At 72.6% G+C, this 12,157-nt stretch carries 13 protein-coding genes; 5 read left to right on the top strand and 8 right to left on the bottom strand.

Translation table 11 applies throughout. From position 1 onward, the window contains the following. Positions 1–89 precede the first annotated feature (89 nt). Positions 90–1,112: an NUDIX hydrolase gene (locus tag EMA17_RS07870; RefSeq protein ID WP_160161341.1), complete on the top strand. Its 1,023-nt coding sequence runs from the start codon at positions 90–92 to the stop codon at positions 1,110–1,112. Positions 1,113–1,128: 16 nt separating this feature from the next. Here the strand turns inward: EMA17_RS07870 and EMA17_RS07865 are convergent, their stop codons facing one another. The 5 genes from EMA17_RS07865 to EMA17_RS07845 all read right to left on the bottom strand — a co-directional run bounded on the left by EMA17_RS07865 (position 1,129) and on the right by EMA17_RS07845 (position 6,627). Beyond that, positions 1,129–1,572 (bottom strand): nuclear transport factor 2 family protein, encoded by a 444-nt coding sequence (locus tag EMA17_RS07865; RefSeq protein WP_126636195.1) that lies wholly within the window; start codon positions 1,570–1,572, stop codon positions 1,129–1,131. A gap of 174 nt (positions 1,573–1,746) precedes the next feature. After that, a complete protein-coding gene (locus EMA17_RS07860) occupies positions 1,747–3,345 on the bottom strand; it encodes a beta-N-acetylhexosaminidase (protein ID WP_371862973.1) in 1,599 nt (532 codons plus the stop codon). Positions 3,346–3,471: 126 nt separating this feature from the next. Further along, positions 3,472–4,368 carry a carbohydrate ABC transporter permease gene (locus tag EMA17_RS07855; RefSeq protein ID WP_371862972.1) on the bottom strand — a complete coding sequence of 299 codons (897 nt, stop codon included), beginning with the start codon at positions 4,366–4,368 and terminating at the stop codon, positions 3,472–3,474. Then, a complete protein-coding gene (locus EMA17_RS07850) occupies positions 4,365–5,330 on the bottom strand; it encodes a carbohydrate ABC transporter permease (protein ID WP_126636193.1) in 966 nt (321 codons plus the stop codon). Before EMA17_RS07850 ends, EMA17_RS07855 begins: the two co-directional genes overlap by 4 nt. Before the next feature lie 4 nt (positions 5,331–5,334). Beyond that, positions 5,335–6,627 carry an extracellular solute-binding protein gene (locus EMA17_RS07845; RefSeq protein WP_126636192.1) on the bottom strand — a complete coding sequence of 431 codons (1,293 nt, stop codon included), beginning with the start codon at positions 6,625–6,627 and terminating at the stop codon, positions 5,335–5,337. A 549-nt stretch (positions 6,628–7,176) separates the two neighbouring features. On the opposite strand from EMA17_RS07845, the gene EMA17_RS07840 reads away from it, so the two are divergent. The 4 genes from EMA17_RS07840 (at position 7,177) to EMA17_RS07825 (ending at position 10,836) form a co-directional block, all read left to right on the top strand. Next, positions 7,177–8,112, top strand: coding sequence for an IclR family transcriptional regulator (locus EMA17_RS07840; protein WP_246126527.1), 936 nt, complete (start codon positions 7,177–7,179; stop codon positions 8,110–8,112). After that, positions 8,109–9,305 carry a type III PLP-dependent enzyme domain-containing protein gene (locus tag EMA17_RS07835; RefSeq protein WP_126636191.1) on the top strand — a complete coding sequence of 399 codons (1,197 nt, stop codon included), beginning with the start codon at positions 8,109–8,111 and terminating at the stop codon, positions 9,303–9,305. Before EMA17_RS07840 ends, EMA17_RS07835 begins: the two co-directional genes overlap by 4 nt. A gap of 115 nt (positions 9,306–9,420) precedes the next feature. Beyond that, positions 9,421–10,395 carry a sugar kinase gene (locus tag EMA17_RS07830; protein ID WP_246126526.1) on the top strand — a complete coding sequence of 325 codons (975 nt, stop codon included), beginning with the start codon at positions 9,421–9,423 and terminating at the stop codon, positions 10,393–10,395. A gap of 60 nt (positions 10,396–10,455) precedes the next feature. Further along, positions 10,456–10,836 (top strand): RidA family protein, encoded by a 381-nt coding sequence (locus EMA17_RS07825; protein ID WP_126636189.1) that lies wholly within the window; start codon positions 10,456–10,458, stop codon positions 10,834–10,836. Between the two features lie 22 nt (positions 10,837–10,858). Here the strand turns inward: EMA17_RS07825 and EMA17_RS07820 are convergent, their stop codons facing one another. The 3 genes from EMA17_RS07820 to EMA17_RS07810 form a co-directional block, all read right to left on the bottom strand. After that, positions 10,859–11,221 (bottom strand): VOC family protein, encoded by a 363-nt coding sequence (locus EMA17_RS07820; protein ID WP_126636188.1) that lies wholly within the window; start codon positions 11,219–11,221, stop codon positions 10,859–10,861. Positions 11,222–11,397: 176 nt separating this feature from the next. Beyond that, positions 11,398–11,640, bottom strand: a complete 243-nt coding sequence (locus EMA17_RS07815) for a chaplin (RefSeq protein ID WP_126636187.1) — start codon at positions 11,638–11,640, stop codon at positions 11,398–11,400. Between the two features lie 120 nt (positions 11,641–11,760). Next, a complete protein-coding gene (locus EMA17_RS07810) occupies positions 11,761–12,072 on the bottom strand; it encodes a hypothetical protein (protein ID WP_126636186.1) in 312 nt (103 codons plus the stop codon). Positions 12,073–12,157: the final 85 nt, after the last annotated feature.

The following is a 12,157-nucleotide window of genomic DNA, read 5'->3' as shown; positions in this document are numbered from 1 at the left end:
GCACCCGCCTGCCGGGTACGGGCGACTCGTCCGCGAGGATGGGCGGCGAGCGGGCGCCCGGGACGACGACGGATGTGACGGGGGAGCGGATGAGCGTGGATGGCATCGACGAGCCGGTGTCCCGGGAGCTGATCGACCACTGCGCCGGCCTGCCGGGCGTGGTCGTGGGCGCCTCGATGGTGCTGCGCGATCGGCGCGGTCGGCTCGTGGTGGTCGATCCCGGGTACAAGCCCGGCCTCGACCTGCCCGGCGGGATGGCCGAGGCCGGGGAGTCCCCACACGAGGCGGTCGGGCGCGAGGTGCGGGAGGAACTGGGCCTCGACCTCGCCGTCGGGCGGCTGCTCGCGGTGTGCACCACGTCCGCCGCGACGTTCGGGCGGGTCGTGCTCGACTTCGTCTTCGCCGGGCCGACCCTCACCGACGAGCAGGTCGTCGTACTCGCCCCGGCCGACGCCGAGGTGGACGCGGTGTACGTGCTCACGCCCGACGAGGCGCTGCCGCGTTTCCCGGGGCGCACCCGGCGGCGGGTCTCGGTCGCGTTGGAGGCGGAGGCGTCGGGGGCGTGTCTGTACGTGGTCGACGGGCGCGAGTATCGGCCGCCGAAGGAGCGGGTGTGGCACGAGGACGAGCCGATCCCGGCCGGTTCGCCCGTGGGCCGGGCGGCGGGGTGGCTGTTCGATCCGGACGGTCGGGTGCTGCTGGTGGGCGACCCCGACGGCGGGTACGCGCTGCCCGGCGGCGGCGCCGAGCCGGAGGACGTGGACGCGCTCGCCACCCTGGCCCGCGAGGTGGCGGAGGAGGCCAACGCGGTGCTGGGCAAGATCACCCATGTGGGCTACCTGTCCGACCCGGACGGCGGCGACGTGCGCTCCCGCAGCGCCGCCCGGATCGCCGCCCTCGGCCCGCTCGCCCCCGACCCGGCCACGGGCTGGTCGTGGAGCCGGGTCCTGGTCACCCCGCGCCGCGCCGCCGCCCTGCTCGGCGGCGGCTACGACGCCCGACTGCCGCAGGCCCTCGCCGCCCAGCGCATCGCCCACGAGCGCCTGGGCGTCCCGATCCTGGACGACGACAGCCGCGTCGACGTGCCCCCGGAGGGCGTCACCTTCCCCTGACCGCCCGACCACGTCCCTACAGCGGGTGGTTCAGGTGTCGGCTCAGGTCGCCCACGTAGTCCGTGATCATGTGGCGGCGGGTGAAGTGCCACGTCCCGTCGAGGCGGGCGAAGGTGTCGTGGTAGCGCCCGGTGAAGATGGGCTGGAGGGGGAGGTCGGGCAGTGCCTGGAACACCGTGACGTAGCTGCGGCAGGTGCCGGTCCCCGCGTCGTCGTCGACGTCCAGGACCAGGTTCGTGGTCACGTGCCGCGTGTGGGGCGTGCCGTTGTCGGGATACCGGCGCGTCCACGCCTCGTACATCTCCCGCGCCTCGGCCACGCCGCGCACCTCCACGTCCCGGCCCTCGGAGGTGATCACGGCGTGCGCGAACAGTTCGCCCACACCCGCGAAATCGCCCGCGTCGACGCGCTCGGCGTACAGCCCGATCAGGTTCGGGATCGCGTGATATCCGGATGGCATGACGGCACCGACCAACCTCTCGTGGGGGAGGGGCGAGGAGGCCGAGGCCGCCCGGACCCAATCCGGGCGACCATAACTGACGCGGCGTCAGATGTCAGTGTCACGCGGTCCCGTCGGTCCTGTCGGTCCCGTCCCGCCACGCCAAGCCACGCCAAGCCCCGCCGAGGCGCCGCCTCACCCCACCGTCCCACCCCTGATGTTCTCGGTCAGCTCCAGCAACTCCGCCTCCCGCTCCGCCCGCGACTTCGGGAACCCCGGCGCGTCCGGCCGGGTCTGCCACGGGTGCGGCCCGTCGAGCGGGCGGTACTCCACGCCCAACGCGTCCAGCCGCGCGAGGTGCGCCGACGTCAGCCGCTCGGTGAACTCGGCGAAGTCGCCCGGCCCCGACCACACCGCCTCGGCGAACGCGCACATCCTCGGGAAGGCCATGTAGTCGATCCGGCGCACCGAATCCATGTGCTCGGTCCAGATCTGCGCCTGCCCGCCCAGGATCCGCGCACCCTCCTCGGCGGTGAGCACCGACGGCACCGGCCGGAACGCGTACACGTCCGCCAACGTCAACAACGGCCCCACCGGAATCGGCTCGTCCGCCCCGTCGCCCTGGCGGTAGTCGAAGTACACCGACATGTCGGGGCAGGCCACCACGTCGAACCCGGCCCGCGCCGCCACGATCGTCCCGTGCTCGGCGCGCCAACCCCCGATCAACGCGTCCGACGGCACCGCCGCGCCGCCCGCCAGGACCTCGTCCCAGCCGAACACCACCCGCCCGTGCGCGGCCAACATCTTCGCCAACTCGGCCACGAACCAGCCGCCCAGCGAGCCGGGGTCGGGGTGCCCCATCCGCTCCCACGGCCCGGTCGGCACCTCGTCGCCGCCGACGCACACGTACCGCGAGGGGAAGATCGCGCACACCTCGGCCAACACGTCGCGACAAAAGCCCAGCGCCTCCTCGGTCGGCGCCAGCACCCCGTCGGACAGCCCGCCCCATCGGGTGCGCACCCCGTCCACCGGCACCGCGCCCAGCGACGGATACGCCGCCACCGCCGCCTGGACATGCGCCGGCAGGTCGATCTCGGGCACCACGGTGATGTGTCGATCGGCCGCGTACGCGACGATCTCGCGCAGGTCGTCGCCCGTGTAGAAGCCGCCGTGCGGCTTCTCGTCGAACCGCTCGTGCTGCCGGGCCCCGCGCATGCTGGCCGTACGCCACGCGCCCACCGAGGTCAACCGGGGCCACCCCGGCACCTCGATCCGCCAGCCCTGGTCGTCGGTCAGATGCAGGTGCAGCACGTTCAGCCGATGCGCGGCCAGCAGGTCGACGAAGCGCAGCACGTCCTGCTTGGGCACGAAGTGCCGGGCCACGTCCAGCATCACCCCGCGCCACCTGAACGCCGGCGCGTCCTCGATCAGGCACGCCGGCATCGACCACGCGCCGTCCCGTACCCGTCCGCGCCGGAACACGTCGGTCGGCAACAACTGCCGCAGCGTCTGCAGACCCGCGAACACCCCCGCCGGCGAACCGCCGCACAGGTCCACCCCGGCCGCGGTGACCTCCAGCCGGTATCCCTCCGCCGGCAGCGCCTCCGGGTCGAGCCGCAACTCGATTCCCGCCCCCGGCGGCAGCAGGCACCCGGTCGCCGGGCCGAGCGCGCCGCGCAACCACGCGGCCTCGCCCGCCAGTTCCGGCGGATGGCTCAGCCCGGTCGCGGGCGTCAACACGAACCCGCCGACACCGGGCGTCATGCGCGCCGGTCGGGGAACCACGGACGGCACGGGCGGTACGGACGGTACGGACGCCACAGGCGCCACGGACGACGAAGACACGGAATCAGCCCTTCACCAACGAGGAGGTCACCACGGACACCAACGACGAGCCGAACGCCGGCACACCCCGAACCCTCAGTCCTTCACCGCCCCGCCCAACCCCGACACCAGATGCCGCTGCACCAGCACGAAGAAGATCAGCACCGGGATGGTCATCAGCGTCGAAGCCGCCATGATCCCGCCCCAGTCGTTCTCGTCCGGCTTGAAGAACACCATCAGCGCCGCCGGCAGCGTCTGGTGATCGGTGTCCAGGATGAACGTCTTCGCGAACACGAAGTCGTTCCACGCGGTGATGAACGAGAACACCGACGTCGCCGCGAGCCCGGGCGCCACCAGCGGGAACAGGATCCGCCACAGGATGGTGAACCGGTTCGCCCCGTCGATCCGGGCCGCCTCCTCCAGCGACTCCGGGATCGCCTTGACGAAGCCGCGCAACATCCAGATCGCGAACGGCAGCGAGAAGGCCAGGTTCACCAGCATCAGCGAGCCGAGCGTGCTCAGCCCGAACTGCGGCGCCACCGAGCCGATGTCGCGGACCAGGAAGAACAGCGGGATGGTCAGCGCCTCGACCGGCACCATCTGGGCGACCAGGAACATCACCAGGATCGTGGTGCGGAACCTGAAGTTGAACCGGGTCAGTGCCACCGCCGCCAGGAACGCCACGAGCCCGGACAACACGACCACCACGGTCGCCACGATCAGGCTGTTCAGGAAGTAGCCGCCGAAGCCGCTGACCCCGAACGCGTCCCGGAAGTTGGACAGGGTCGGATGCCACGTCCACGGGCGCGGGTCGACCGAGTTGATCTCGCCGTCCGGCTTGAACGCGGAGAGCACCATCCAGTACAGCGGGAAGACGGTGAGCAGCGCGATCACGATCGCCGTGGTGTTGGCGATCCGCCGGGACACCGTGCGATTGCCCTTCGAGCGACGGAGGCCGGCCGGCCGGACGGCGGTCGCGGAGGTACGGTTCACAGCTCCTCCCCGGAGCGACGCAGCGCGCGGATGTAGAAGATGGTGACCGCGAGCAGGATCAGCGTCATCAGCACGCCGATCGCCGCGCCCAGGCTGTAGTCCGAGGACGCGAAGGCCTTCTGGTACGCGTACACGTTGAGCACCAGGTTCTGGCCGGCGATGCCGCCACCGCCGGTCATCACGTAGATCTGGGTGAAGACCTTGAAGTCCCAGATGATCGACTGGATCACCACGATGGTCAGGATCGGCCGCAACATCGGCAGCATCACGTGCCGGAAGACGGTCCAGGTGGACGCGCCGTCCAGGCGGGCCGCCTCGAGCACCGAGACCGGGATCGACTCGATGCCCGCGTACAGCGAGATCATCACGAACGGGAACGAGTGCCACACCACCACGACGCCGACCAGCGCGAACGCGGACCACTTGTCGTAGAACCAGTTGTGGCCCTGCATCCCCAGGACCTCGTTGACCAGGCCCAGGTTGGTGTCGAACAGGAACATCCACACCGTCGAGCCGGTCATCGCCGGCGCCGCCCAGGCGCCGAGCGCGGCGAACAGCAGCAACAACCGGGGCCACTTGCCGATCCGGGTGAGCAGCACCGCCAGCGCCGCGCCCACCGCCAGGGTCGCCACCACGCACGCCGCGGCGAACACCACGGTCTGGAACAGCACGTCCCAGAACTGGTCGTCGCCCAGCAGGGTCGAGTAGTTGTCGAAGCCGACGAACTCCGCGACCTCGCCCGCCGACGCCTGCGGCTGACCGAACTTCAGGAAGGAGAGCAGGCCGAGCTGGTAGAGCGGGTAGCCGAACAGCGGGATCAGGATGACCGCCGACGGCAGCAGCAGCCAGAACGGCATCCAGGAGCGGCGCCGTCCGGTCTTCGTCTTGCTCGCGCCGCCGCGCGGGCGGACCGAGGCCGGGGTCGGCCGGTCCGCCCGCGCGGGCGTGGTGGTCGCGGTCACCGGCTTACTTCCCGGCGAACGCGTTGTCGATGACGGTCTTGGCCTCACCGGTGGCGCCCGAGACGTCCGACTTGCCGGTGATCACCTTCTGGAACATGGTCGGCACCACGGACTGCGAGTCGATCTTGGCCCACGCGGCGTCCTTGGGCACGAACTTGGTGCCCGCGTTCAGGGTGTCGATGAACGGCTTGAGCCACGGGTCCTTGGCCACCACGTCGCCGCGCGCCGAGGCGAGCGTGGGCAGGTTGCCCATCGCGTCGAACATCTGGAGCTGGTACTTCTTGCCGCCCAGGATCTTCATGAAGTCGACCGCGAGCGAGCGGTGCTGCGAGGACTTCATCACGCCGAGGTCGTTGCCGCCGGAGAAGGCCGGCGCGATCGAGCCCGGGGCGGTGCCCGGCAGCGGGACCACCGCGTACTTGCCCTTGGCCGTGCCCGCCTCGACCGCGCTGCGCGAGGAGTTGGGCAGGATCGCCATGCCGGCGGTGCCGGCCGCGAACGCCTCGACCGTCTTGCCGCCGGTCAGGTCGGCGCACTGCTGGGGCGGACAGATGTCCTTGGCGAACAGGTCGGTGTAGGCCTTGACGCCCGCCTGCGACTGCGGCGAGTCGATCGCGGCCGCGTACTTGCCGCCCTGCTGGGTGGCGATCTCGCCGCCGTTGGCCCACAGGAAGGGCAGGCCGCCGAAGGTGTACTTGCCGCCGACCGCGATGCCGAGCATGTCCGGCTTGGCCTGGCGCACCTTCTTCGCCGCCTCGACCAGCTCGGCGTACGAGGTCGGGGCCTTCAGGCCCAGCTCGGTGAACACGTCGGTGCGGTAGTACAGCGAGCGCAGGCCCAGCCACCACGGCAGGCCGTAGGTCTTGCCGTCGACCAGCGTGGTGTCCTTGAGGTCCTTGGGCAGGTCGCCCGCCTCCGACCAGGTGGCCAGGTCGCCGGAGATGTCGGCGAGGCCGCCGGCCTGCACGTAGCCGAACAGGTCGGTGTTGCCGAACTCGACCACGTCCGGCGCGCTGTTCGGGTCGTTGAACGCGCCCTTCATCTTCTCCGCGCGCGGGCCCGCGTCGGTGGGGATGTAGCCCACCTCGACGTTCACCTTGGGGTGCGCCGCCTTGAAGTCGGCGACGGCCGCGTTGACGACCTTCTCCTTGGGCGCCCGGTTGGCCTCGTCGTACAGCCACACCTTGAGCGTGCCGGTCTGGTCGTCGGCGGACTTCGTCTTGGACGCCGTGCCCGGCGCGCACGCCGCCAGCGCGATGCCGGCCACTGCGACGGCGGCCAAACTCCGGATCTTCACGACAATTCCTCCTGCGGCGAGGCAGGCCGAAGCGATCGCGGGGGGTGCCGCGACCCGAGGGTCGGCCTGTACGTCTGGACGTCGCGTCAATCGACACGAACGGGGCCGCAAGGGGGAAACAATCCGGTGCGGCGTGAGCGGGACGTTAGAAAGCGGCGCGTCGTTCCGACAAGGCGTCCCGCCGAACGTTGTGCACTGCAAAACTGTGTGCTGCGAAAGTGGTATCGGACGCTTACGGACACGTAACGTCCGTGCTCGGTCGACCCGTCGGTCATCCACCGGACACCATCCGTGCCGGACCGCAGGCGCGCGGACACACGGGGTCACGCGAGGTGGGCGGACGAGGCGGGAAGACGCGGGCAGCGACGCCGCACGACGTGCGGCGAGGAACGCGTGGAAGGGCAGGGAGGGCTCGCATGTACGACGTACCGCCACGCGGCGGGCGGGTGCCCGGCGCCGGCGATGTGCCGGTGGCCGATGTCCCCGTACGCTCGTTCGGAGCCCTGACGGGCAACCCGCGCCCGGTCAGGCCGTCCTGAGGACATGCGAGTGAGCACTCCCGAGCACGGCCCCGAACCGGTCGACGGCAGCGCGTCGACCCGCGTCGACCAGCCGATCCGCCTGGTCGGACCGACCCACGCGGTCGCACCCGCCCGGGCGGGCGCGTCGACCCGCCCCGACGAGCCGGACGACGCGCGCGCCGGCCGCCCCCCGGCCCCACCGCGCAACCAGTCCGCGTCCCTGCGCCGCGCGCTCGCCGTCCTGGAACAGGTCCGCGACCACGCCGCCGCCGAGGGCCTGAGCCTGACCGAGCTGGCCGACACGCTCGGCCTGTCCAAGAGCACCGTGCTGCGCCTGGCCCAGCCGCTCCTGGACACCGGCCTGCTCGCCCGCGACCGCCGGCACGGCCACTTCCGGCTCGGCCCCGGCGCGCTCGCCCTCGGCCAGGCGTACCTGGCCGGCATCGACCTGCGCACCGCCGCCGCCGAGGAGGCGCACCGGCTGATGCGCGAGGCCGGCGGCACCGTGCACCTGTGCGTCCCGGACGCGCCGCACATCGTCTACATCGACAAGGTCGAGAACGAGACCGCGGTACGGATGGCCTCGCGGATCGGCAGCCGCGCGCCGATGTACTGCACGGCGGTCGGCAAGGCGATGCTCGCCTGGCTGCCCGAGGACGTGTTCGCCCAGGTGGTCGACGCGGGCCTGCCCACGGTCACCACCCGCACCCTGACCGACCCCGGCCTGCTGCGCACCGAACTGGCCAGGATCCGCAACCGCGGCTACTCGGTGGACGATCGTGAGAACGAGCCCGAGGTGCGGTGCGTGGCCGCGCCCATCTTCGATCACAACGACGTCGTGGTCGGAGCCCTGTCGGTCTCCGGTCTCACGTCGCGCGTCACCGCGGCCCGGGTCCGCGAACTGGGACCCGCGGTCGCGGCGGCGGCACTCCGTGTATCGCGCACCCTGGGAGCGACCCGATGACCCTCGACTCGTACACCAAGGGCACCTGGCTGCCCTACGAGGAACTCACCGACGACGAGTTCGGCGCCGCCGGACACAGCCTCTTCGACGGCCCGTTCAGCTGGCCGGTGATGGTCGCGCGCAAATCCGCGCTGCTCGCGAACGTGGCCACGATGGCCGCGTACACCGAGCGGCACGGCGTGCTGTTCGCCCCGCACGGCAAGACGACCATGTCGCCCGAGCTGTTCGCCGAGCAACTGGGCGCGGGCGCCTGGGGGATCAGCGTGGCCACCGCGAACCAGGCGCTCGCCGCGCACCGGTTCGGCGTACCGCGGATCCTGATCGCCAACGAGGTCCTGGACGAGAAGGTGCTGCGCTGGGCCGCCACCCGGCCGGACCTGCTGTTCTACGTCGACTCCCGGGCGGGTGTCGAGGTCGCGGCGGCGGCGCTCGCGGCGGTGCCCGGGGGCAGGTTGTCGGTCCTGGTCGAACTGGGCCGCGCCGGTGCGCGGACCGGGTGTCGCGGGGTCGCCGAGGCGGCCGAGCTGGCCCGGGTCGCGGCGGCGGTGCCGGGGCTGACCGTGGCGGGGGTGGCGGGCTACGAGGGCGGCCTGCCGGACGCCGCGGCGGTGTCCGCGTGGATGGGCGAGCTCGCGTCCCTGGCCGACGAGATCGCCGACCTGGTGCCCGGTTCGCCGATCGTCTCGGCGGGCGGCAGCGCCTGGTTCGACGCGGTCGTGGACACGCTCGCACCGGGCGGCAAGCCGCTCCCGGACCGGAAGATCATCCTGCGCAGCGGCGCCTACGTCTCGCACGACGACGGCTTCTACGCGGTCCGGACCCCGTTCGTGCGGCACCCCGAGGAGGGCTCGCTCGCGAGCGCCCTGGAGGTCTGGGCGCAGGTGCTCTCCGCGCCCGAGCCGGGCCTGGCCCTGCTCGGCGCGGGCCGCCGCGACGTGCCCTTCGACCAGGACCTGCCGGTGCCGCTGCGCATCCGCGCGCTGGACGGGACGCTGCGCGAGCCGGGCGCGGCGCGGGTGACCAGGCTGGACGACCAGCACGCCTACCTCGACCCGGGCGACACCGAGGTGGTCCCGGGCGAGCTGGTCTGCCTGGGCATCTCGCACCCCTGTACGGCCTTCGACAAGTGGCGCGTGGTGCCGGTGGTGGACGACGACCACCGCATCGTGGACGTGCTGAACACGCACTTCTGACCGGGGGAGCCGCGCCGCGCCCGGCCCGAACCCGGGCCCGGCGCACCGGTACACCCCACCCGAACCGATCCCGCATCCGATGCCGTCGACGACGCGACCCCCGCGAGAGGACATCATGACCGCCGAACCCCGGGAAACCCCGGACGTGGTCACGCTCGGCGAGACCATGGTGCTGCTCCGCGCGCCGCACATCGGCCCGCTGCGGCACGCCCGCACGCTCGACGTCGCCACCGGCGGGGCCGAGAGCAACCTGGCGATCGGGATCACCCGGCTCGGCGGGCGGGCCGCGTGGATCGGCCGGGTCGGCGACGACGAGTTCGGCCGACTCGTGCTGGCCGTGCTGGGCGGCGAGGGGCTGGACACGCGCGCCGCGGTGATCGACCCGGAGGCGCCCACCGGGCTCATGGTCAAGGCCCGACGCACCAGCGCGGCCACCGACGTGCGCTACTACCGCGCGGGCAGCGCCGGTTCGCGGCTGTGCCCGGACGACGTGGACCCCGCCCTGGTGCGCTCCGCCCGGATCCTGCACGTCACCGGCATCACCCCCGCGCTGTCCCCGACCGCGCGCGCCGCGGTGCGCGCGGCCGTCGCCGAGGCGAACGCGGCCGGCGTCCCGGTCTCGCTCGACCTGAACTACCGGCGGGCGTTGTGGTCGGCCGAGGACGCCGCCGGCGAACTGCGCGCCCTGGCCGGCCACGCCGACATCCTGTTCGCCACCGAGGACGAGGCCCGCCTGGTGCTCAAGGCGCCGGACCACACCCCGCTCGTGGACCTGGCCCGCGAGTTGACCGCGCTCGGCCCCGCCCAGGTGCTGCTCAAGCGCGGTGAGCGCGGCGCGGTCGCGATCCTCGACGGCCGGCCGCACGAGGTGCCGCCGCACCGGGTGCACGCGGTCGACCCGGTCGGCGCGGGCGACGCGTTCGCCGCCGGCTACCTGGCCGAACTGGTCCGGGGCGGCCCGGTCGCGACCCGACTGGCCACCGCCGCCGCGGCCGGGGCGTTCGCGGTGACCGTGCCCGGCGACTGGGAGGGCCTGCCCCGCCGGGACGAGTTGCGGCTGCTCGCCCAGGACGACGCGGTCATCCGCTGAATCCCGACCACACGTACCATTCCCACGCATCCGCACACGCGATCGGGAAGGCGAACCACCATGGCCCACAAGGAAATCCGCACCGACGCCGCGCCGAAGCCCGGGGGCACCTACTCGCAGGGCATCGACACCGGCGACTTCGTCCACACCGCGGGCATGGGCCCGATCGACCCGGCCACCGGAGCGATCGTCGGCGACGACGTGGCGAGCCAGACCCGCCGGGTGCTCGACAACCTCAAGGCCGTACTCGCCGAGGCCGGGCTCGACCTCGGCCACGTGGTGAAGGTGACCACGCACCTGGAGCACCTCCGACGCGACTTCGCCGGCTACGACGAGGTCTACCGCGAGTACTTCACCGAGCCGTACCCGGTGCGCACCACCGTCGGCTCGGACCTGATGAACATCCTCGTCGAGATCGACGTGGTGGCCCGCCGCCCGTGACCCGGGGCGGCGGCGCGGACGGTCACAGCGGCTGGAGGAATTCGAGCCGGTTGCCCACCGCGTCGTGCGCGTAGCACCGGCGGTGGCCGGGGAACTCGCCGTCGGGCGTGACCTCGGTGCCGTGCGCCGCGAGCCGGGCCGTCACCTCGTCCAGGTCGTCGACCAGGATGCCGGGATGGGCCTTGAGCGCGGGCCGGAAGTCGGCCTCGACGCCGAGGTGTATCTCCAGCGTGCCGGCGCGCACCCACAGTCCGCCGCGGGCCGCGAGCACCGGCGGTTTGGCCACCTCGGTCATGCCGAGCACGCCGAGATAGAAGGCACGACACGCGTCCTCGCTGCCGGCGGGGATCGCGAGCTGTACGTGGTGCAGGGCGAAGGATGTCATGCGCGCATTCCTACCCTCCCGATCCCGCGGAACGGAACCACGCCCCCGCGCGAGCACACCCACCGTCCGGGTCCCTCGGCGGGTGCCGCGGCCCACGGTCCCCCGTTCGCGGGCGGACACGGAACGGCCCCGCCCGGCGCGTGCGGACACGTGCCGGGCGGGGCCGAGGCGTCGACTCAGCCGCCGTTGACGCAGACGTTGCCGACGGTCGGGTTGAGCGCCGCGATGACGTTGATGGTGTTGCCGCACAGGTTGACCGGGATGTGCACCGGGATCTGGATGTTGTTGCCGGACAGCACGCCCGGCGAGCCGACCGCCGCGCCGTCGGCCTCGGAGCTGGCCATGGCGGGGCCGGCAGCGCCGGCGATGGCGGCGCCCACGGTGGCGGTCAGGACAGCGGCCTTGGCGATACGCGACATGTTGAGTCGGTCCTTTCGGTGCGTACAGGTCCCACCCTCGGCGGGTGGGTCCTGAACAACGCGCCAGGACGCCGGGGGATACGGCGACACCTCCGAAAGGGCGGTGCCGGCCGCGCGGGACTAGGCCGTTCGGGCGGCGACCCGCAGGCGTCCGGCCAGTTCGCGGGCCACCTGTGCCAGCTCCGCCGGCGCGCTCGCGGCCAGCGCGCACAACACCTCCGCCGACGCCTCGGCGACCGCGCGCGGCACCGGCACCGGCGCGAGCCCGTCCAGCATCGAGCGGGCCCTGGCCGCGACCGGCGGCGCCCCGTCCGGGAGTGCGGCGGCCTCGGCGGGGCCGGTCGCGGGTCGCCCCGCGTCGTCCGCGATCCCCTCCGGGCCGGGGCCGGGAATCAGGCTGCGCAGTCCACGGGGCACGACGGGCACGGTCATTCCCCGCAAGTTAGTCGACCGGCCCCCGCGAATTTCCCTGCGGGGCGTACTTTTCGGCCATCGAATGTCGATTCGCTCGGTGTTT

Source organism: Embleya hyalina (assembly GCF_003967355.1).
Taxonomy (GTDB): Bacteria; Actinomycetota; Actinomycetes; order Streptomycetales; family Streptomycetaceae; genus Embleya; species Embleya hyalina.
Note: the sequence above shows the minus strand (reverse complement) of the source record. Positions and strands in the feature narration are given on the sequence as shown.

Excerpts from the sequence above, each read along its gene's own strand:
- EMA17_RS07825 (WP_126636189.1), top strand. The coding sequence starts at position 10,456 with ATGGCCCACAAGGAAATCCGCACCGACGCCGCGCCGAAGCCCGGGGGC.
- EMA17_RS07815 (WP_126636187.1), bottom strand. The coding sequence starts at position 11,640 with ATGTCGCGTATCGCCAAGGCCGCTGTCCTGACCGCCACCGTGGGCGCC.
- EMA17_RS07830 (WP_246126526.1), top strand. The coding sequence starts at position 9,421 with ATGACCGCCGAACCCCGGGAAACCCCGGACGTGGTCACGCTCGGCGAG.
- EMA17_RS07810 (WP_126636186.1), bottom strand. The coding sequence starts at position 12,072 with ATGACCGTGCCCGTCGTGCCCCGTGGACTGCGCAGCCTGATTCCCGGC.
- EMA17_RS07835 (WP_126636191.1), top strand. The coding sequence starts at position 8,109 with ATGACCCTCGACTCGTACACCAAGGGCACCTGGCTGCCCTACGAGGAA.
- EMA17_RS07870 (WP_160161341.1), top strand. The coding sequence starts at position 90 with ATGAGCGTGGATGGCATCGACGAGCCGGTGTCCCGGGAGCTGATCGAC.
- EMA17_RS07820 (WP_126636188.1), bottom strand. The coding sequence starts at position 11,221 with ATGACATCCTTCGCCCTGCACCACGTACAGCTCGCGATCCCCGCCGGC.
- EMA17_RS07865 (WP_126636195.1), bottom strand. The coding sequence starts at position 1,572 with ATGCCATCCGGATATCACGCGATCCCGAACCTGATCGGGCTGTACGCC.